Origin of the sequence: Pantoea sp. UBA7232, assembly GCF_002473195.1 — a bacterium.
Taxonomy (GTDB): Bacteria; Pseudomonadota; Gammaproteobacteria; order Enterobacterales; family Enterobacteriaceae; genus Pantoea; species Pantoea eucrina.
On sequence record NZ_DKTK01000004.1, the window covers coordinates 158392 to 178603 of the forward strand.

Genomic DNA, 20212 nt, shown 5'->3' on the forward strand with positions numbered 1-20212 from the left:
AATTATTATCGGGCAAAAAAAAGCAGCCTTGCCGGCTGCTTTCTGGAAGCGATGTCGTTATTGTCCGGCGATTTTCATCTCCGGCAGCAGCACCGATCCGCATTGTATATTGCTGCGGGTTTCAATGTCGTTACCGACCGTAACCATATTGCGCCACATCTCTTTAAGGTTTCCTGCAATTGTGACTTCGCTCACAGGATACTGAATTTCGCCGTTTTCAACCCAGAAGCCCGCCGCGCCGCGCGAGTAGTCGCCGGTCATGGCGCTGACGCTCTGACCCATCAGTTCAGTGACAATCAGGCCGCGTCCCATCTGTTTAACAAGGTCATCAAAGCTGTGGCCCTGACCGGCAATGCGCCAGTTATGTATGCCGCCCGCGTGGCCGGTGCTCTGCAGGCCAAGCTTGCGCGCTGAATAGCTGGTCAGCAGCCAGTTCTGCAGCACACCCTCTTTGATAATATCGCGCGCTTCGGTTCGCACGCCTTCACTGTCAAACGGCGTCGAGGCGAGTCCTTTCAGCAGATGCGGCTGCTCCTGAATCGTCAGCCATGAGGGCAGGATCTGCTGGCCCAGCGAGTCGAGCAGAAACGTCGATTTGCGATAGACGCTGCTGCCGCTGATCATACCAACCAGATGACCAAACAATCCGGTGGCGACCTCAGGTGCAAACAGCACCGGTGCTTTCATGGTTGGCAGCTTGCGCGGGGCAAGGCGGGCCAGCACGCGGCGGGCACACTCGTTACCGACCCACTCTGCGCTCTGCAGATCGTCTATCGAGCGGCCGATAGTATAGGCGTAGTCACGCTCCATATCGCCATCCTGCTCGGCAATGACACAGCTCGACAGCGAGTGGCGGCTGGAGCAGTAGCTCTGCAGCATGCCGTGACTGTTACCAAACACTTTGATGCCAACGTGGCTGTTGAAGCTGCCACCTTCCGTATTGGTAATGCGCTTGTCCGCCTGCAGCGACGCCTGTTCAGCACGCGCGGCCAGCTCGATGGCGCGATCGGCATCGATCTCCCACGGATGGTAGAGATCAAGATCGGGTGCATCAAACGCCAGCAGTTCACGCTCTGCCGGTGCAGCGTAAGGATCGGGTGAGGTGTAGCGCGCAATGTCGATCGCTGCCTGCACGGTGCTTTTTATGGCATCGGGACTGAGATCGGTCGATGAGGCGCTGCCTTTGCGGTTTTGATGATAGACGGTGATACCAAGCGCACCGTCGCTGTTGAATTCGACGTTTTCCACTTCACCATAGCGCGTGCTGACGCCGATGCCGGTGGTTTTTGTCACCGCAACTTCCGCACCATCGGTGTGAGCTTTAGCGAGTTCCAGCGCCTGGGCGACAGCCTGTTCCAGCGCTTTACGTTGTTCTGCAACCTGAGTAGATACGTTCATCGACCTGCCGTCTAATCTTAAGTGTGAATCTGTTGAGTCTATCAGACTCAGAGAACAATTTCGCAGTCGCCCGATAAACTGGTAGGATTAGCCTCTTTTTTTAAGGAGCCAAGAGATGACCAGGCAGCCCGAAGACTGGCTCGACGATGTACCGGATAATCAGGAAGAAGAAGATGAAGAGATTATCTGGGTCAGCAAAAGTGAAATTAAACGTGACGCCGAAGAGCTAAAACGCCTCGGTGCCGAGCTGGTTGATCTGGGGAAAAACTCCCTGGATAAGATCCCGCTCGATGAGGATCTGCGCAACGCGATTGAGCTGGCGCAGCGTATTAAGAAAGAGGGTCGCCGTCGCCAGCTGCAGCTGATTGGTAAAATGCTGCGCCAGCGCGATGAAGATCCGATCCGTCAGGCGCTGGATAAGCTGAAAAACCGTCACAACCAGCAGGTGGCGCTGTTCCACAAGCTGGAGCATCTGCGCGACCGCCTGATCGATCAGGGTGACGACGCGATGACCGAGGTGATCACGCTCTATCCGCAGGCCGATCGGCAGCAGCTGCGCAGCATGATCCGCAACGCGCAGAAAGAGAAGGCGGCGAATAAAACGCCAAAAGCAGCCCGGCAGATCTTCCAGTATCTGCGCGAGCTGGCTGAAGCGTAAGAGGCGGCCTGCCGGCGGCCTGCCAGCCGCACGCTCTCCGGAGGCGTCCTGCAGGACGCCCCAGCCTTAGCGTCCCAGTCGCTCCAGCAGTTTTTGATGGATCCCGCCAAAACCGCCGTTGCTCATCACCAGAATTGAGTCGCCTGGCTGCGCCTCTTTCGCAATCATTTCCGTCAGCGTATCGACGTCCGCACTCCACTGCGCAGGCGGAATACAGGCGTCTGCCACGTCGGAGACCTGCCACGGAATATGGTGCGGCTGGAGCAGAAAGACCTTGTCTGCCCGGCCCAGCGACGGCGCCAGATCGTTTTTACTGACCCCCATTTTCATGGTGTTGGAGCGGGGCTCCAGTACCGCGAGGATGCGCGCCCTGCCACCTACTTTGCTGCGCAGCGCCGCCAGCGTGGCGTGTATCGCCGTCGGGTGGTGGGCAAAATCGTCATAGACCTTGATACCGTTGACCTCACCGCGCAGCTCCAGCCGGCGGCGCGCGTTGATAAAGCTGCTGAGCGCCTCGCCCGCATCTGCCGGTTTCACACCCACGTGGCGCGCGGCGGCAATCGCCATCAGGCCGTTATGCATATTGTGTTCGCCGACCAGCCCCCAGTTCACCTCGGCCACTTTTTCCCCCTCCAGCCAGACTTCCCAGCGGGCGGCGTCTGGCGTCAGCTTTTTCGCCTGCCAGTGGCCATGTTCGCCTGTGGTCTCCTGCTCGCTCCAGCAGCCCATCGCCATCACCTGCTTCAGGTTGTGATCGTGTTCCGGCAGCAGGATTTTGCCCTGGCCGGGTATGATGCGGATCAGATGATGGAACTGCTTCTGGATAGCGCGCAGGTCGTCGAAGATATCTGCATGGTCAAACTCAAGGTTATTGAGGATTAGCGTACGCGGGCAGTAGTGCACAAACTTGGAGCGCTTGTCGAAGAAGGCGCTGTCATACTCATCCGCTTCAATGACAAAGAATGGGCTTTTTCCTAATTTTGCCGAGACGTCGAAGTTGCCCGGCACGCCACCGATAATAAAGCCTGGTTCGAGGCCGCACGCCTCAAGGATCCACGCTGCCATGCCGGCAGTAGTGGTTTTACCGTGCGTTCCGGCTACGGCCAGCACCCAGCGATCGCGCAGCACAAAATCGTGCAGCCACTGCGGCCCGGAGAGGTAGGGAATGTTGCGCTCCAGCACGGCTTCAACACAGGGATTACCGCGCGTCATGGCGTTACCGATAATCACCAGGTCTGGCGCCGGATCGAGCTGCGACGCCTCGTAACCCTCAGTTAATTCAATGCCTTGCTGCTCAAGCAGCGTACTCATCGGCGGGTAAACATTTGCGTCCGAGCCGGTTACCTGATGTCCCAGCGAACGCGCCAGCATAGCCAGGCCGCCCATAAAAGTGCCACAAATGCCGAGGATGTGAATGCGCATAAATAGATCCATTAACTGAAAGTTCGGCGCACAGTGTAACCCCGAGTCTGAAGGGAAGAAACGGATTAGGACTATGGTTTTTAAAGTTCAATCGGCTAAACTGCGTACGCATACGTTGGCAGTTTGTTACAGCTGCTGCCACTCCATCGTAGATTCAGGGAATGTGTTATGAAAACGTTAGGCGAATTCATCGTCGAGAAGCAACACGACTTTCCTCACGCCACAGGTGAACTGACGGCGCTGATTTCCTCCATTAAGCTGGGCGCTAAAATCATTCACCGCGATATTAATAAAGCGGGTCTGGTGGATATTCTGGGTGCCAGCGGCGTGGAAAACGTGCAGGGCGAACAGCAGATGAAGCTGGACCTCTTCGCGAATGAAAAACTGAAAGCTGCCCTGAAAGCGCGTGGTGTGGTTGCCGGCATCGCCTCTGAAGAAGAGGATGAGTTTGTTATCTTTGAAGGCTCGGAAGATGGCAAATATGTGGTGCTGATGGATCCGCTGGATGGCTCATCCAACATTGACGTAAACGTTTCTGTCGGAACCATTTTCTCTATCTATCACCGCATCAGTGAACCCGGTACGCCGATCACAGAAGCGGACTTTATGCAGCCGGGGAATCAGCAGGTGGCCGCAGGTTATGTGGTGTATGGCTCCTCAACCATGATGGTCTATACCACCGGCGTCGGCGTGCACGCCTTTACCTATGATCCGTCGCTCGGCGTTTTCTGCCTGAGCCACGAGCGCATGACCTATCCGGCAAAGGGCTACACCTATTCCATTAACGAAGGTAACTACATTCGCTTCCCGCAGGGCGTGAAGAAATACCTGAAGTTTTGCCAGGAAGAGGATATCGACACGCATCGTCCTTATACCTCGCGCTATATCGGTTCGCTGGTGGCAGACTTCCACCGTAACCTGCTGAAAGGCGGCATCTACCTCTACCCAAGCACCGCCAGCCATCCCAACGGCAAACTGCGCCTGCTGTATGAGTGCAACCCGATGGCGTTTCTCGCCGAGCAGGCGGGCGGTAAAGCCAGCGATGGTAAAAACCGTATTCTTGACCTGCAGCCTGAAACGCTGCACCAGCGCTGCCCGTTCTTCTGTGGTAACGAAGCGATGGTCGATGATGTTGAGCGCTTTATCCGCGAATATCCGGATAACCACGGCGCCTGAGCCGTGCCGGACAGTAAAAAAACCCGCCGCTGAGCGGGTTTTTTATGGTTTGCGCTTACGCCGCGGCGATGCGGAACTGCGCCATTGAGGCCTGCAGCTGCTGCGACTGCGCTTCCAGCAGCCGGGTGGCGGCTCCCGCCTGCTCCACCAGCGCCGCGTTCTGCTGCGCCGCTTCATCCATCTGCGTCACCGCCATATTGACCTGCTCAATACCGCGACTCTGCTCGTCAGATGCACCGGAGATCTCTTTCATCAGCGTCGTTACGCGCATCACTTCACCGGCGATCTCATCCATGGTCGCCCCCGCGCGCGTCGCCATTTCACTGCCCTCTTTAACCCGCGTCTGCGACTCGCTGATCAATGTCCGGATCTCTTTCGCCGCGCTGGCGCTGCGTCCTGCCAGCGTGCGTACTTCATTCGCCACTACGGCAAAGCCCCGGCCCTGCTCGCCAGCGCGCGCCGCTTCTACCGAGGCGTTAAGCGCCAGAATATTAGTCTGAAAGGCAATACCGTCAATCACGCTAAGGATATCCGCGATGCGGTTGGAACTCTGCGTGATCTCCTGCATCTTCTCCATGACGTAGCAGACCACTTCGGCACCGCGGCCGGCGGTGTCAGAGACGCTGCTGGCGAGCTGATTTGCCTGCTGCGCATTAACGGCGTTGAGCCGCACGGTGGCGGTGAGCTGTTCCATGCTGGCAGCAGTCTGCTCCAGTGATGCGGCAGACTCCTCGGTACGCTGTGAGAGATGCACCGTACCGGCCGCCAGCTCGCGGCTGCCGGTATCGATCTGCAGGCTCGCTTCGCGCACCTGACTCACCGAGTGGCGCAGCGCGCGCTGCATAACGGCCAGCGCCTGATTCAGACGGCCAATCTCATTGTGACCGGCAGCCGGCAGCGGCTGCGACAGATCGCCTGCCGCCACCTGCTCAAGATGCCGGACGGCGCTCTCCAGCGGACGCAGCAGCGCCTGACGCAGCAGCAGCCAGGCCAGGCCGGTCAGCAGCAGGGTGAGCGCCACCGCAATGCCGATCAGGATTTTCATCTGCCACTCATTGTGCGCCGCCTGCGCCAGCCGTGCGGCAGAGACCTCATCGGCGTAAAGGCTGAATGCGTTAACCGCACCGGCATAGCGGGCCGCAAGCTGCGATACATTGCCCTCCAGTACCTGGTAATATTCATCGGTATACTGCTTTTCCAGCGCGGCCATCATCGGCGCAACTGCACCCTGCTGATACGCTTTATAGGCGGCGGCGATCGCCTCCGCCAGCGTTTTGCCGTGAGCCGTTACGGTGCCGGCGTCGATAAACGCCTGCAGATGCCGCTGCGAGCTGGCGACGTCCGCGGCGGCCTGCTTCGTGACGGCGGTCCCCTCATCCAGCAGACCAATCTCAATTTTGCGCACCGCCAGCGCGGCGCTGGCGCGTGCGCGCATCAGGTCGGCGTTGCTCTGATAAAGGCTGTTCAGTTCAATTCCCTGAATACGATTGATGGCGTTAAGCGACTGATTACCGGCATTGATGGCGTAAATGCCCATGCCGCTGACGGCCAGCAGCAGCAGCGTCATGCAGATAAGCAGCGAAAGTAAGGCAGTGCGAAGCGAGAGCTGAGCAATCATGATAATTCCCGTATGTGGTAAAAAAGGGAGAATCCAGTGACCCTAAACGAAGAAATTATCGGCTGTGACGTGCGGAAACTTTACCGGTGCCTGACGATCGGGCGAATGATGATCGCTCATGCTGTGAATTTTCTTTACTGCAGCAGAGATAATTATGCATAAGCCGGTTGCGCCATTTTTTCTGATGGTTGATAAAGGACAGCAGACAAACCGTTGCACGGCTCATTGTCAGCCTGCTGATTATTTATGGAGAAATCATGGCCCCCTACGCCTCAACGCTGATCCTTATCTGTCTCGCCATACTGAGTTATTTTGTTCATAACAGCGCTGTGACGATTTCGATTCTGATCCTGCTGGCCATCAAGCTCACGCCGCTGGCGCAGTTTTTCCCTTACGTGGAGAAACAGGGTATTCAGATGGGAATTATTATTCTGACCGTCGCCGTCATGGCCCCGCTGGCAAGCGGCACCCTGCCGGTGAGCGCCCTGCTGAAATCATTTGCCAGCTGGCAGTCCATTGTGGCAATTCTGGTTGGCGTATTTGTTGCGTGGCTCGGCGGGCGCGGCGTCAGCTTTATGAGCATTCAGCCATCGGTGGTTGCCGGGCTGCTAATTGGTACCGTGATTGGCGTGGCGTTCTTTCGCGGCGTGCCGGTAGGGCCGCTGATTGCGGCGGGCATTGTCTCGCTATTTGTGACGGCGAAGTAGCGGGCTTGGAGCATTCCGAAACGCCAAAAAGGGGGCATACTTTCAGAGTCAGTTGGCTATAATAGCCGTCACTCAACATACGACTAATGAAGGAAAGCCAGATGAGTCTGAACCAGGTGCCTGCAGGTAAAGATCTGCCAGAAGATATCTATGTAATTATTGAGATCCCGGCGAATGCCGATCCGATCAAATATGAAGTGGATAAAGAGTCTGGCGCCCTGTTTGTAGACCGCTTTATGTCTACCGCCATGTTCTATCCGTGCAACTACGGCTACATCAACAACACGCTGTCACTGGATGGTGACCCGGTTGACGTGCTGGTGCCAACCCCTTATCCGCTGGTGCCGGGTTCAGTGATCCGCTGCCGTCCGGTTGGCGTTCTGAAGATGACCGATGAGTCTGGCGAAGATGCCAAACTGGTGGCGGTGCCGCATACCAAACTGAGCAAAGAGTACGATCACATCAAAGATGTGAACGACCTGCCAGAGCTGCTGAAAGCGCAGATCACCCACTTCTTTGAGCACTACAAAGATCTGGAAAAAGGCAAATGGGTGAAGGTTGACGGCTGGGATAACGCAGAAGCGGCCAAAGCTGAAATCATCACCTCTTTCGAGCGCGCGCAGCAGAAATAATCTTTGCCGGGCAGACCGGCTGAGATGCGCGTTACCGATATAAAAACACCGCCTTTACGGCGGTGTTTTTATTTATGCATCTGCAGCGTCATCGCGTTGCAGCCAGTCGCCGCTGGCAATGTGCGGTCGCCCCGCAACTGAGCGCTGGTAGACGTACAGCCAGGCGCTGCCGTAGGGCGTCTGAATAAGCTGACGCTTATACTCGCCGTTCTTGCAGCGCAGGGCATCCAGCTCACCGAGCGTGCTGGCATCAATGCGGTATACCTCACCCAGGACGGTTCCTTCGCCCTCCACCACACCCGGGTAAAGCCCCAGATTATAGAGGTCAAACCCCTTAATCTGGTGCTCGCCGAGCCACTGCGCATTGGTCATCCAGTGACTATTTCCCTGCTTGCGCCGTAAACTGCCGTAGACAATTATTCGCATTGCTAGAACTCAAACTGATAGAGCAAATCCAGCGCCTGATCGAGACCAGACACAGCTTCCAAATAGAGTTTTGGCATCAGGCGATAACGCAGAGTCAGCGTCGCCAGTGAGTCAAAGATACCTACGCCATATTTCACCTGCAGCCCCGGCAGCACATAGCCGCTGACCTGAACCTGCTGGCTGTCACCTACGCCTGTGGTATCAAGCGCAAGATTACTGACGCCAAACGTCTCACCGATTTTACCCACAACCTGCCCACTTTGTGCAACCCCCAGACCTACCAGCGCGGAGGTTAATGCATTACTGTCACCGTCGCTGTTCAGTCCCTGACCGCGTAACAGGTAAGAGAGCGCTTCCTGCTGCGACATGGCCGGGTCGGAGAACACTTCTACTTTCGGCTCATCCGCCAGACCGGTCACGCGCAGACCCGCCGTGACATCATCTTCAGTGGCATCCGGGTTGCGGATCGCTTCCAGATTAACATACGGCTGATCCGGCGGGCCGGCAAACTGCAGCTCACCTTTGCGGACGATCAGATCCTGCCCATAGGCGTGGAAACGGCCTGACGGAATATTGATCTGCCCGTTAAGGCCGAGTCCGGTTTTATCCTGTACCAGCTTCAGGTCGCCGCTGAGGCGCGCTTTCAGGCCAAACGCGGAGAGGCGCACATCATTGCCGACGTGGATCACCAGATTACTGTTAATCGGGATGGCAGCCGTTTTTGGCGCTATAGGTTTGAGGTTCTCATCCAGCATCACTTCATCCGATGAGACGCCGGTAGCGCTCGCCGGCACCTCCTGTACGGTGATACGCGCCCACGGCACATCCACTTTACCGTCCAGGCTGAACGCGGCAGGCGTCGCCTCAAAAACCAGATCCGGCGAGACATCCATGCGCACCATCGGCGGCACGGTAACGCGAATGCGGCTGCCCTGCGCCGTGACACGCGCACGCCAGTTATCGAGCTGGCTCCAGTCAGCATTTCCGCCCAGATTCAGGCTGCCCTGCTGCGTCTGAATCAGACCATTCAGCGTAGAGCTCATGCCGTTGAATACCATGTTCAGGTTAGCCGACGTCAGCGTCACCGGCATAAAGCTTGCCTGGGCGTTGACATCGCTCAGGCCGAGCTGGCCAAACACCTGCGGACGCTGCAGCGTCCCGCCCAGCCGCAGATTGCTGTTGAGCCTGCCCTGCACTTTCTCGCCCTGCGACAGCGCCGGATTCAGCATTGCCAGGGAGATGTTGCTGATGCCGATGTTGCCGGAGAGCTGTCGCCGGTTCTGCGGATCGTTGATCTGCACATTGCCGTTAAGCTGGCCATTGTTAGCAATACGGATCAGCCAGTCGAGCTGCGCGCGTCCGTCACGCAGTGCCGCGTTGAGGTTCAGCGTATCGAACGCTATCGGCAGCGCATTGCCCTGCACATCCTGCACGACTTTTACGCCACTGCCTTTCAGCGCCACGGTGCCGGTTGGCAGCGCGCCGTCCGCGTTCCAGTTAACGCGCACATCCCCGCTGAACAGACCGCTAAGCCGGGTGGCATCGGTCAGAAACGGCTTCACCATCGCCAGATCAAAGCGATTCAGCACAACGTGCGCCCGGCCGCTCGCGCCCGCCTCTATCGGTTCCGGTACGCAGAGCTGTGCATTGGGGTTCTGCCAGCAGTGCGGGCCAATGGTTGCGCTCTGCTTGCTGTTGAGATAGTCAATCGCCATGGCGCGCGTCAGGCGCCACTCGCCGACCGGCGTATCAAACCGGGTATTATTCAGCGACCCCTGCCAGCGGCCAGCCTGGCGATCAAAGCTGCCGTTCAGCGCCAGCTGACCTGAAACCGGCTCACCCTGAACATTGAGTTTCAGCTGATGCTGCTTCTCGCTACCGTCGGCGTTCAGCGTCAGCAGGTTGATTTTCAGCGCCTCCTGCTGCAGCTGTTCCACGCGCAGCTGCAGCTTGCCGGCCACCTGCTCACCCGACTTAATGTCGCTCTGCAGCGTGGCGCGACGGATCAGCAGCTGCTGCCAGCGCAGGCCGGTAGCGGTAAGATCGGCCAGCAGCTGCGGCGCCTGCAGCGTGCCGCGCGCGTTGATAGCCCCTTTGACGACGCCGCCAAGGCCCGGCAGCGCATTGTCGAGACGCGGTGCATCCACAATCGCATCCAGATTCAGCGTATCGCCCAGTTCGCCTTTTACATCCAGATAGTTACGTCCCAGCGCCACATTCAGGCCTGGAATTTTCCACTGGTTGTAGCTGTTACCGCTCAGGGAGCCTTGCGCGCGTACGGCATTCTGCTTCACGTTACCGTTAAGCTCCAGCTTCGGTACGCGCAGCTGCCAGCTGCCGCCGTAAAGGCTGCCGCGAGTAGTGATTTTGCCATCCAGCTTCGCAGGCCAGTCAGGATACTGCTTCGCCGTATTGATACCGGCCAGCGTCAGCTCGCTGCGCCAGCTAATCGCTTTGCGCCAGTCCACCAGCGCCGAGAGATCGATGTTGCCCTGCAGCGCGGCGACGCGCAGTTTATCCAGCGTAAACTGCTGCTCGTTGCCGTTGCCATCGAGCGTAATCATTGCCGGTGGGATCGCCTCGCCTTTTACCGCCGTACGCAGCGACATCACATAGTCGGTGGCTTTGCCTTTGAACTGATAGTCGAAATTATCTGCCTGGTACTGCACCGGTCCGGTCAGCGGCCAGCGCAGCTGCGGGCTGGTCAGCGTCAGCGACAGCGGCAGTTCAGCGACGGCAGGCTGTGCCGTCGCCGCAAGCTGAGCGCGCACCGGTCCGGAGAGGTTCAGCCCCAGCTGCAGCTCGTCGCGCATTTCACCGCCCAGCGTCAGCTTCACTTTTTCGCCTTTTACCGGATCGATATTCAGCGCGCCGTTCAGCGTGAAGTTAACCGGCCAGTTGCCCGCCAGCTGCGCGTCACCGCGGGCGCTCACCTGGCCCTGGGGTGAATCGATATCAAACGTCTCCAGCTGCAGATGCGTATCTGCCGTTTTGGCTTTTACCAGCAGGCGCGAGAGAGTGAGATCCGTATCCCCGGTAATGCGCAGCTGCTCGCCGAGCAGCGACTGGACGGTGATATCCAGCGGCAGACGGAAGTCAGGCAGCTCCGGCAGCAGCGGTTTGGCAAACAGCGCCTGCAGCGTTTCGCCCAGCGGTTTTTCGTCCGGCTGCGGCTGCTGAACTTTCGGCTGAACAATCTCTTCATTCGCCACCTGAGCCGCTTTTGGCAGCGCAATCAGCAGGCTCTGGATACGGGTAGGATAGAGCGTCAGCGCCCGATCCTGCCACTGCAGACCGGTGCTGAAATCGAGCAGTGAAATCGCCGTATCATCAACTTTAACGTTGATATTGTGCAGCGCGACATTCCGCAGCGCGATCGGGTAAGGCGTACTGAGATTAGCGCTGCCCGGCTCCTCCGGCGGCGGCTCGCTGGCCGGCGTCATTTTTTTGCTGTCGACCACCACACTGACATCCTGCAGCGCGAGCGCGTTAACGCAGACCGACGAGTGCAGCAGACAGTTGAGATCCAGTGCGAGATGAAAGCGCCCGGCATCCACGCTGACGCCCGGCATCTCATATTTCACATTATTCAGCGTCAGATTGCGCCAGCCGCCCTCAACCTTGCCAATTGAGAGGCCGGGTACCCAGCGATCAGCACCTTTCAGCAGCAGATGCAGACCCGGCGTCGTGCCAACCAGCAGCGCCACGCTGCCCAGCAGAACGACCAGAAAAATAATCAGGCCGATCAGGACCTTTTTCCACAGCTTCATAGTTCCGGCCCCAGTCCGACATAAAATTGCAATCCATGCTCCTTGTCATCGCCAACAGGCCGGGCGATATCAAACTTAATGGGCCCGACCGGCGAAGACCAGCGCACGCCTACGCCTGCACCCGTCTTGAAGTTGCTCTGCTTAATATCGTTAACCGCTTCACCGGAGTCGATAAATACCGCGCCCCACCATTTGCCGGAGACGTTGTACTGATACTCCAGCGATCCGGTGGCCAGTTTCGAGGCACCGGTCAGCTTGCCCTCTTCGTCGCGCGGCGAAATATTTTTATATTTATAGCCGCGGATGCTGCGGTCCCCGCCGGCAAAGAAACGCAGGTCGGGCGGCACTTTTTCAAAATTATTGGTTTCAATCCAGCCCAGGTTGCCGCGTGCGACAAAGCGATGTTTATCCGCCAGCGTACGGATCCAGACGTTCTGCGCCTGCAGGATCAGGAAGTCGACATCGGAACCCCAGGTGGTATCAGAAACGTCGACCGAATAGCGCTGTGAATCGCCCCACGTGGGCATCAGCCCGCCGCGCGACCGCGTGCGGTTCAGGCTCAGGCCCGGATAGAGCAGCATGGTGGTATTGGTTACGTTACCCTGGGTAAAGTGATCGAGACTCCAGCGCAGGTTAACCGCTTTCTGCCAGCCGGAGCTGCTGTCCCAGTTACGCGACATCGCCAGCGTTGTGGTATCCGATTTCGTATCGTTGAGATCGGTACGCTTCAGGCCGCCGGAAAAGGTGTAGTACTGCTCCAGCGGGCTTTTCAGCAGCGGCACTTTGTAGCTGAGATCGAGCTGCTGCTCCGGCGCGGAGACATAGGCGCTGGCCGCAAGACTGTGGCCGCGATCGTTAACCCAGGGTTTTCGCCAGGTGCCTTTCAGGCGCGGGCCGACGTCGGTAGAGTAGCCTACGCCGGTTTCGATGGTATTTTCCACGCGCGGCGAAAGTGCAGCGCTGAGCGGCAGCACTTTGGTTTTACGCCCTTTATCAAACTCCGGGGCCACCACGACAGAGTTAAACCAGCCGGTGGCGGAAAGGCGGCGGTTCAGCTCAGCCAGCTCGCGTGAACTGTAGGGATCGCCTTTCTTAAACGGCACCAGATTATGAAGATAGGCTTCATCTATCTGCGAGCCTTCAAAGCTGACGTCGCCAAAGCGGTAGCGCGGGCCGCTGTCGTAATCGATATCCCAGAAAGCCAGCCGCCGCTCTGCAGAGACGCCGAGCTGGCTCTTTTTGAAATCACCATCAAAATAGCCGTTACGCAGCGCCAGGTTAGAGAAACCGCTTTTGAATTTATCGTAGGTGCCGTGGTTCAGCTGCGATCCCACTTTTGGTCTGCCCTGCTTTACCCACGCCTGGTAGTCCGGATCCTCTTTCGCTTCGCCCTCGATCACAATGGTGCTGCCGCCGATTTTTACCGGTTCGCCGGCTGTCACATGGGCAATCAGAACCGGACGACCACCCTGTGGCGGGGGCGGACGCGATTCAAAGTCAATCTGCGGTTCATAGTAGCCGAGCGCGCGCAGTCCCTCTTTAATGGCATTTGAGACGCGCGCCTGAAAGCGCCCGTCACTGGAGACTTCATCGCTGCCAATAGTGGACAGGCGCGCCCTGACATTTTTTTCTAAATCCCCGGTAAGACCTTCTACCTGCAGTCGCACTTTCGCTGCCTCAACGGCAGGCGCAGCAAGCAGCAGGCTGGCCAAACAATAAGCATGAAATCGCGGCACGCGTACTCCTGTTATCAATGCCTGCCCCCCTTCCGCAGGGGCGTTAATCAGTCAGGCAGGGTTTCACTTCTCCCATTTACCCATCAGCATAGCCATCTTTTAGGGCAAGCGGCTACGTTAAACCCACGACTAAGCCAAATTGATCGCTATTGTCGGTAATTGATCGCGGTGATACAACCGGGATGCCGTGCTTCTGTGCGCCGCTGCGCTGCTGTCGGATAAATCTGATGTCACCGATCGTGCCTCTGGCGGCATGACAGGCGCTGCTGCTATAATCACCGACCAGCAGGCCCTGCCTGCATTCAATTCTGCCCCGACGTTACTTTCTATTGTCGAACTGGCGCAGACATTTTTGGCACGGATAGCCCTGTCAGACTGGTGTGTACCGGACGTACCCCTCTTCGCGCTGCCCAGGCCAAAAATGACAAGTGATTAACTCAACGGATCTTTTATGCTAGATAGCCTGCTTGTCATACTTTTACTGATTGTCATCAGTTCCTTTTTTTCTCTTTCGGAGATCTCGCTGGCGGCCGCCCGCAAGATCAAACTTAAACTGCTGGCTGATGAAGGCAATATCAACGCGCAGCGCGTGCTAAAGATGCAGGAACAGCCCGGCATGTTTTTTACCGTGGTGCAGATCGGCCTGAACGCGGTCGCGATTCTGGGCGGTATCGTTGGTGACGCAGCGTTCTCCCCCGCTTTCAGCAGCCTGTTCAACCGCTTTGTGGAGCCTGAGCTGGCGGAAAAGCTCAGCTTTATCTGCTCCTTTACCATCGTAACCAGCCTGTTCATTCTGTTTGCTGACCTGACGCCCAAGCGCGTCGGCATGATCGCCCCGGAAGCCGTCGCGCTGCGTATCATCAATCCGATGCGCTTTTGCCTGCTGGTCATGCGGCCCCTGGTCTGGCTGTTCAACGGCCTCGCCAACGTCTTTTTCCGTCTCTTTAAGCTGCCGATGGTACGCAAAGATGATATTACCTCTGACGATATCTATGCGGTGGTAGAGGCGGGTGCGCTGGCCGGCGTGCTGCGCAAGCAGGAGCATGAGCTGATTGAGAATGTGTTTGAGCTGGAGTCGCGCACCGTTCCCTCTTCCATGACCTCGCGCGAGAACATCGTCTGGTTCGATCTGCGTGAAGATGAGCTGAGCCTGAAAACCAAAATCGCCCAGCACCCGCACTCAAAGTTCCTGGTGTGCGACGGCGATATCGATCATATCGTCGGCTACGTTGACTCTAAAGAGCTGCTGCTGCGCGTACTGGGTAATCAGAGCATGGCGCTTAACAGCGGCGTCCAGATCCGCTCGGCGCTGATTGTGCCGGATACGCTGACGCTGTCGGAAGCGCTGGAGAGTTTTAAAACCGCCGGCGAAGACTTTGCCGTGATCATGAATGAGTATGCGCTGGTGGTAGGTATCATCACGCTGAATGACGTAATGACCACGCTGATGGGCGACCTGGTGGGTCAGGGGCTGGAAGAACAGATTGTTGCGCGCGACGAAAACTCCTGGCTGGTCGAAGGTGGCACCCCGATTGATGATGTTATGCGCGTGCTGGATATCGATGAATTTCCGCAGTCCGGCAACTATGAGACCATCGGCGGCTTTATGATGTATATGCTGCGCAAAATCCCGAAACGCACCGACTTCGTGAAGTTCTCCGGCTATAAGTTTGAGGTGGTGGATATCGATAGTTACCGTATCGATCAGCTTCTGGTGACGCGTATTGATGAACGCCCGCCGGCGCTCAGCGTGAAAACCAGTGATGATGAAAATCCATCGCTCTCCTGATCGATAAGCGCATGGCCGTGAAGCCACAGCGCTAAAACAGAAACAGCAGAAACATCAAGGGCGCCAGCGGCGCCCTTTTTACTGCCTGATTTTAACGCTTAGTTATACTCAGCCTGCAGTCGCAGCACCTGACGATTGATTTCTGACATTACGCTGAGGTGCTGTTTATCTTTAACGCGCGGCAAAATCACTTTGCCTTTATCAAACTCAAACGCGCCAACATCCTTGATATACAACCTTCCTTTAAATAGCGTTTTCACATATTTCGCAATTTGCAGCGGATTATATCGCTGGAAGATCTTCATGCTGTTTAACTCCTGAACAGATGTAATACGCTTCGCCGTTGCCAAATGGGTACGAACTCATGAAGCGCAAATGAGGCCTAAATATAGAACAGGATTTTTGATCCGGGTTCCGGAAACATGAATTTTTTACTGAATTGACACATCATTACAGACAACTCTGTCATTCAGCTCACAAAATCCAGTATAAACCTTTGTTGGTTACAGATTTGTGGCGCAGGTTGCAAAGCTGCCAGGTTTTCGCGACAGGCGCATCATCTGCGCTTACCATGACAAAAATATGACTAACTGGTCTGATCACTAAGGAGCACTCTATGCGTCTGGCCCTTCCCCTGCTTGCGATCGCCCTGCTATTGCCTGGCCTGGCAGCAGCACACGCTTTTAAAACCGGCGAACGCGTGCCGCCGGTGGGTGTTGCCGATCGGGGCGAGCTGATGTATCAGCAGGATAAGTTCAGCTATCAGCCGTGGAACAGCGCTCAGCTTAGCGGCAAAGTACGGGTGATCCTGCATCTCGCCGGACGCATCTCAGCTAAAGAGCAAAACGCGGCGCTGATTGAGGCGATCAAAGCAGCCCAGCTACCACACGATCGCTATCAGACCACCACGCTGGTCGATACCGATGACGCCATTCCGGGGACCGGCATGTTTGTGCGCAATAGCATTGAAAGTAACAAAGCGCAGTTCCCCTGGTCGCAGTTCATTATCGACAGCAACGGCAGCGCGCGAAAAGCCTGGCAGCTGGGAAAAGGGGAGTCGACCGTAGTGGTGCTGGATAAAACGGCACATATCCGTTTTGCGAAAGAGGGAGCGCTGACGCAGGATGAAGTTAAACAGGTGATGACGCTGCTTCACTCTCTGCTGCAGCCGTAAATAACGGGAGGCGTGCGCCTCCCGATGCATTAAAACAGAGAAACGCGGAAACCGGGATTCAGGAAGGATTCGCGCGGCGTATAGTCAAGCGTACGCCCCTGCCAGTCATGCACATGGGCCCCCGCCGCCAGCGCAACCGCATGGCCTGCACCGGTATCCCAGATATTGGTAGGCCCGAAGCGCGGATAGAGCTGCGCTTTACCTTCGGCCACCAGGCAGAACTTCAGCGATGAACCGATAGCCGTGGTCTGGTGTTCGCCCAGCTGCGTCAGGTACTCCTTCAGCTCCGGATCGTTGTCAGCGTGCGAGCGGCTGACGACGACCAGCGGTGGCCGCGCATCCAGCACGTGAATGCGGGTAGTCTGCCCCGCCTCCTCTTTCCACGCTTTACCCTCTGCCGCTGAATAGAGCACGCCCAGCGCCGGCGCATAAACGACGCCCATCACCGGCTTACCCTGATCGATCAGGGCAATGTTGACGGTAAATTCGCCGTTACGCTTGATAAACTCTTTGGTGCCATCCAGCGGATCGACCAGCCAGTAGCGCTGCCACTGCTGGCGGATCGCCCAGGCTGGCGGATCCTCTTCAGACAGGACCGGCAGATCGGGCGCGATCGCTTTTAAGCCCTGTATGATCACATCATGGGCGGCCAGATCCGCCGCGGTAACGGGTGAATCATCCGCTTTACGGGTCACGTCCATCGGCTGTGCGCCGTCATAGACCTGCATAATTGCATCGCCTGCGTCGCGCGCCAGCTGGCAAATTTTATCTAACATGCTTCACCTCATTTTCGCAGAAATGCGCTTTCCGACCCGGACTGCTGCTCTTCAGAGTCTGGCAGGTAAAGGCCCGCCTGTCTGTTGCCGGCATCGTATTCAATAATAGATCGTATTATCAATACCATAGATTGCAAAGGGTAACTATGGCGCATTGCTGAATCGCCTGCGGTCGCGGAAAAAAAGCAAAACCCCGATATCTATCACAAATTGAACTGATAATTTGTCATGGTTTTACATTATTTTGAGAGGTCTATTTGGTAAACAAGGAGAGAGCCGTGTTCAGAATGAACATGTCGTTACTGGCGCTGTGTCTGGCAGCCGCTACCGCTCAGGCTGCGACTGTGGATCTGCGTATTCTGGAAACCACCGATCTGCACAGCAATATGATGGATTTTGATTATTACAAAGATAAATCCACGGAGAAGTTTGGCCTGGTGCGTACCGCCACGCTGATTCAGCAGGCGCGCGACGGGCGCAAAAACAGCGTGCTGGTCGATAATGGCGATATCATTCAGGGCAGCCCGCTTGGCGATTATATGGCGGCAAAGGGGCTGCAGCCAGGCGAAGTGCATCCGGTTTATAAGGCGCTGAACACGCTGGATTACGCGGTCGGCAACCTGGGCAACCACGAGTTCAACTACGGCCTTCCTTATCTGCAGCGCGCGCTGGCAGGTGCACGCTTTCCCTATGTGAATGCCAATATCATTGATGAAGCCAGCGGTAAGCCGCTGTTTACGCCCTATCTGATTAAAGAGACCACGGTTACCGATCGCAGCGGCGCTCAGCACACATTGAAAATCGGCTATATCGGCTTTGTGCCCCCGCAAATTATGGTATGGGACCGTAATAATCTGCAGGGCAAAGTACGGGTTGAGGACATTACTGAAACAGCAAAGCGTTATGTACCGGAAATGCGTGCAAAAGGGGCTGACGTTATTGTTGCGATTCCCCACTCCGGCCTGAGCAGCGAGCCGTATCATGCGATGGCGGAAAACTCTGTGTGGTATCTGAGCCAGGTGCCGGGCATTAACGCAATCATGTTCGGTCATGCGCATGCGGTATTCCCCTCAACAGAGTTTGCTGCGATCAAAGGCGCTGATATTGCTCAGGGGACGCTGAACGGCATACCCGCCGTGATGCCAGGAATGTGGGGCGATCATCTTGGCGTGGTCGATCTGGTGCTGAGCAACGATCGGGGATCGTGGCAGGTGACGCAGGGTACTGCCGCTGCGCGTCCGATTTATGACGCAGCGGCGAAGCGATCGCTGGCGGCAGAGGATCCCGCACTGGTTGCGGTACTGGCAGACGATCATCGCGCCACGCGCGAGTTTGTCGCTAAACCGATCGGCAAAGCAGCAGATGTGATGTACAGCTATCTGGCGCTGGTGCAGGACGATCCCACCGTGCAGATTGTGAATAACGCGCAGCGTGCCTATACCGAACGCTTTATTCAGGGCGATCCCGATCTGGGACGCCTGCCGGTGCTGTCGGCAGCCGCTCCGTTTAAGGTGGGCGGCCGCAAAAACGATCCTGCAAGCTACGTGGAGGTTGAGAAAGGTGAGCTGACGTTTCGCAACGCCGCCGATCTTTACCTCTATCCCAATACGCTGGTTGTGATGAAAGTGAGCGGCGCTCAGGTAAAAGAGTGGCTGGAGTGTTCAGCTGCGCAGTTCAATCAGATTGACCCGCACAGCAGCAAACCGCAGTCGCTGATTAACTGGGATTTTCGCACCTACAATTTTGATGTGATAGATGGCGTGAATTATCAGATTGATGTAACGCAGCCAGCCCGCTACGACAGCGAATGTGCCCTGATCAATCAAAACGCCTCGCGTATCCGTGAGCTCACGTGGCAGGGCAAGCCGATTGATCCCGCAGCAACCTTTCTTGTGGCAACCAATAATTATCGCGCCTGGGGCGGTAAGTTTGCCGGCACCGGCGACCGGTTTGTCGCCTTTGCCTCGCCGGATGAGAATCGCGCCGTAGTGGCAGCCTATATCAGCAGCCAAAGTAAGCAACAGGGCGCCGTGCAGCCGCAGGCAGATCATAACTGGCGTTTAGCGCCCATTAAGAGTGAGACGCCGCTGGATATTCGTTTTGAGACAGCGCCGGGCAGTAAAGCAACGCAGTTTATAAACCAGTATGCCGACTATCCGATGAAGCCAGTAAGCACAGACGAGACGGGCTTTGCTATCTGGCAGGTCAACCTGCAGCACCCCTGACCCCGCCCGCCCGTCACCAGGGCGCCATTAATGGCGCCCCTACACCGACCCGCCTGTAGGGGGCGCATTAATGCGCCCCTGGTTTCAGCCCCGCACGCAACAAGGGCGCCATTAATGGCGCCCCTACATTGACCCACCCGCAGGGGGCGCATAAATGCGCCCCAGGTTTCAATCCCCGTACGCAACCAGGGCGCCATTAATGGCGCCCCTACACCGGCCTACCCGCAGGGGGCGCATTAATGCGCCCCTGGTTTCAGCCCCGCACGCAACAGGGGCGCCATTAATGGCGCCCCTACATTGACCCACCCGCAGGGGGCGCATTAATGCGCCCCTGGTTTCAGCCCCGCACGCAACAGGGGCGCCATTAATGGCGCCCCTACACCGGCCTACCCGTAGGGGGCGCATTAATGCGCCCCTGGTTTCAGCCCCGCACGCAACAAGGGCGCCATTAATGGCGCCCCTACATTGACCCACCCGCAGGGGGCGCATTAATGCGCCCCTGGTTTCAGCCCCGTACGCAACCAGGGCGCCATTAATGGCGCCCCTACATTGACCCACCCGCAGGGGGCGCATAAATGCGCCCCAGGTTTCAATCCCCGTACGCAACAAGGGCGCCATTAATGGCGCCCCTACATTGACCCACCCGCAGGGGGCGCATAAATGCGCCCCTGGTTTCAGCCCCGCACGCAACCAGGGCGCCATTAA

Annotated in this window: 15 protein-coding genes; 7 read left to right on the forward strand and 8 right to left on the reverse strand. The window is 57.1% G+C overall.

Translation table 11 applies throughout. From position 1 onward, the window contains the following. Positions 1 to 57 precede the first annotated feature (57 nt). Complete coding sequence (gene pmbA / locus B4056_RS01950) at positions 58 to 1398, reverse strand: metalloprotease PmbA (RefSeq protein ID WP_094111026.1); 1341 nt, start codon at positions 1396 to 1398, stop codon at positions 58 to 60. Between the two features lie 115 nt (positions 1399 to 1513). On the opposite strand from pmbA, the gene yjgA reads away from it, so the two are divergent. Beyond that, positions 1514 to 2056 (forward strand): ribosome biogenesis factor YjgA, encoded by a 543-nt coding sequence (yjgA, locus tag B4056_RS01955; RefSeq protein ID WP_065648113.1) that lies wholly within the window; start codon positions 1514 to 1516, stop codon positions 2054 to 2056. A gap of 66 nt (positions 2057 to 2122) precedes the next feature. Here yjgA and mpl read toward each other — a convergent pair whose 3' ends face one another. After that, complete coding sequence (gene mpl, locus B4056_RS01960) at positions 2123 to 3478, reverse strand: UDP-N-acetylmuramate:L-alanyl-gamma-D-glutamyl-meso-diaminopimelate ligase (protein ID WP_039380571.1); 1356 nt, start codon at positions 3476 to 3478, stop codon at positions 2123 to 2125. Positions 3479 to 3646: 168 nt separating this feature from the next. Between mpl and fbp the strand changes: the two genes are divergently transcribed. Then, positions 3647 to 4654 (forward strand): class 1 fructose-bisphosphatase, encoded by a 1008-nt coding sequence (fbp, locus tag B4056_RS01965; RefSeq protein ID WP_039380574.1) that lies wholly within the window; start codon positions 3647 to 3649, stop codon positions 4652 to 4654. Between the two features lie 55 nt (positions 4655 to 4709). Here the strand turns inward: fbp and B4056_RS01970 are convergent, their stop codons facing one another. Next, a complete protein-coding gene (locus B4056_RS01970; RefSeq protein ID WP_039385652.1) occupies positions 4710 to 6269 on the reverse strand; it encodes a methyl-accepting chemotaxis protein in 1560 nt (519 codons plus the stop codon). Positions 6270 to 6529: 260 nt separating this feature from the next. Here B4056_RS01970 and B4056_RS01975 point away from each other — a divergent pair, with 260 nt between their 5' ends. Next, entirely contained in the window at positions 6530 to 6979 is a 450-nt protein-coding gene (locus B4056_RS01975) for a DUF441 domain-containing protein (protein WP_039380575.1), read from the forward strand. A 101-nt stretch (positions 6980 to 7080) separates the two neighbouring features. After that, positions 7081 to 7611: an inorganic diphosphatase gene (ppa, locus tag B4056_RS01980; RefSeq protein ID WP_039380576.1), complete on the forward strand. Its 531-nt coding sequence runs from the start codon at positions 7081 to 7083 to the stop codon at positions 7609 to 7611. A 72-nt stretch (positions 7612 to 7683) separates the two neighbouring features. Here the strand turns inward: ppa and B4056_RS01985 are convergent, their stop codons facing one another. From B4056_RS01985 to tamA, 3 genes are read right to left on the reverse strand one after another with little or no spacing between them, the layout of a single operon-like run. After that, positions 7684 to 8037, reverse strand: coding sequence for a gamma-glutamylcyclotransferase family protein (locus B4056_RS01985; RefSeq protein ID WP_039380578.1), 354 nt, complete (start codon positions 8035 to 8037; stop codon positions 7684 to 7686). A gap of 2 nt (positions 8038 to 8039) precedes the next feature. Beyond that, on the reverse strand, positions 8040 to 11807 hold the full coding sequence (gene tamB / locus B4056_RS01990; protein WP_288653684.1) for an autotransporter assembly complex protein TamB: 3768 nt from the start codon (positions 11805 to 11807) through the stop codon (positions 8040 to 8042). Further along, positions 11804 to 13543: an autotransporter assembly complex protein TamA gene (gene tamA / locus B4056_RS01995; RefSeq protein ID WP_150034712.1), complete on the reverse strand. Its 1740-nt coding sequence runs from the start codon at positions 13541 to 13543 to the stop codon at positions 11804 to 11806. The genes tamB and tamA overlap by 4 nt, the downstream gene beginning before the upstream one ends. A gap of 451 nt (positions 13544 to 13994) precedes the next feature. On the opposite strand from tamA, the gene B4056_RS02000 reads away from it, so the two are divergent. Further along, the gene (locus tag B4056_RS02000) at positions 13995 to 15332 is read left to right on the forward strand and encodes a hemolysin family protein (RefSeq protein ID WP_039380584.1); all 1338 of its coding nucleotides are present in this window, start codon (positions 13995 to 13997) and stop codon (positions 15330 to 15332) included. Between the two features lie 98 nt (positions 15333 to 15430). Here B4056_RS02000 and B4056_RS02005 read toward each other — a convergent pair whose 3' ends face one another. After that, positions 15431 to 15637 carry a DUF1107 domain-containing protein gene (locus B4056_RS02005; RefSeq protein WP_039380586.1) on the reverse strand — a complete coding sequence of 69 codons (207 nt, stop codon included), beginning with the start codon at positions 15635 to 15637 and terminating at the stop codon, positions 15431 to 15433. Between the two features lie 311 nt (positions 15638 to 15948). Here B4056_RS02005 and B4056_RS02010 point away from each other — a divergent pair, with 311 nt between their 5' ends. After that, positions 15949 to 16506: a YtfJ family protein gene (locus tag B4056_RS02010; RefSeq protein WP_113655518.1), complete on the forward strand. Its 558-nt coding sequence runs from the start codon at positions 15949 to 15951 to the stop codon at positions 16504 to 16506. A gap of 29 nt (positions 16507 to 16535) precedes the next feature. On the opposite strand, the gene cysQ is transcribed toward B4056_RS02010, so the two are convergent. After that, positions 16536 to 17282: a 3'(2'),5'-bisphosphate nucleotidase CysQ gene (gene cysQ, locus B4056_RS02015; protein ID WP_094111030.1), complete on the reverse strand. Its 747-nt coding sequence runs from the start codon at positions 17280 to 17282 to the stop codon at positions 16536 to 16538. 287 nt (positions 17283 to 17569) lie between these two features. On the opposite strand from cysQ, the gene B4056_RS02020 reads away from it, so the two are divergent. Further along, positions 17570 to 19507 carry a bifunctional 2',3'-cyclic-nucleotide 2'-phosphodiesterase/3'-nucleotidase gene (locus B4056_RS02020; protein ID WP_376780630.1) on the forward strand — a complete coding sequence of 646 codons (1938 nt, stop codon included), beginning with the start codon at positions 17570 to 17572 and terminating at the stop codon, positions 19505 to 19507. Positions 19508 to 20212 lie beyond the last annotated feature (705 nt).

Bases quoted from the DNA above. Each gene is read 5' to 3' on its own strand.
- pmbA (WP_094111026.1), bottom strand. From the start codon at position 1,398: ATGAACGTATCTACTCAGGTTGCAGAACAACGTAAAGCGCTGGAACAG.
- yjgA (WP_065648113.1), top strand. From the start codon at position 1,514: ATGACCAGGCAGCCCGAAGACTGGCTCGACGATGTACCGGATAATCAG.
- mpl (WP_039380571.1), bottom strand. From the start codon at position 3,478: ATGCGCATTCACATCCTCGGCATTTGTGGCACTTTTATGGGCGGCCTG.
- fbp (WP_039380574.1), top strand. From the start codon at position 3,647: ATGAAAACGTTAGGCGAATTCATCGTCGAGAAGCAACACGACTTTCCT.
- B4056_RS01975 (WP_039380575.1), top strand. From the start codon at position 6,530: ATGGCCCCCTACGCCTCAACGCTGATCCTTATCTGTCTCGCCATACTG.
- ppa (WP_039380576.1), top strand. From the start codon at position 7,081: ATGAGTCTGAACCAGGTGCCTGCAGGTAAAGATCTGCCAGAAGATATC.
- B4056_RS01985 (WP_039380578.1), bottom strand. From the start codon at position 8,037: ATGCGAATAATTGTCTACGGCAGTTTACGGCGCAAGCAGGGAAATAGT.
- tamB (WP_288653684.1), bottom strand. From the start codon at position 11,807: ATGAAGCTGTGGAAAAAGGTCCTGATCGGCCTGATTATTTTTCTGGTC.
- B4056_RS02000 (WP_039380584.1), top strand. From the start codon at position 13,995: ATGCTAGATAGCCTGCTTGTCATACTTTTACTGATTGTCATCAGTTCC.
- B4056_RS02005 (WP_039380586.1), bottom strand. From the start codon at position 15,637: ATGAAGATCTTCCAGCGATATAATCCGCTGCAAATTGCGAAATATGTG.
- B4056_RS02010 (WP_113655518.1), top strand. From the start codon at position 15,949: ATGCGTCTGGCCCTTCCCCTGCTTGCGATCGCCCTGCTATTGCCTGGC.
- cysQ (WP_094111030.1), bottom strand. From the start codon at position 17,282: ATGTTAGATAAAATTTGCCAGCTGGCGCGCGACGCAGGCGATGCAATT.
- B4056_RS02020 (WP_376780630.1), top strand. From the start codon at position 17,570: ATGAACATGTCGTTACTGGCGCTGTGTCTGGCAGCCGCTACCGCTCAG.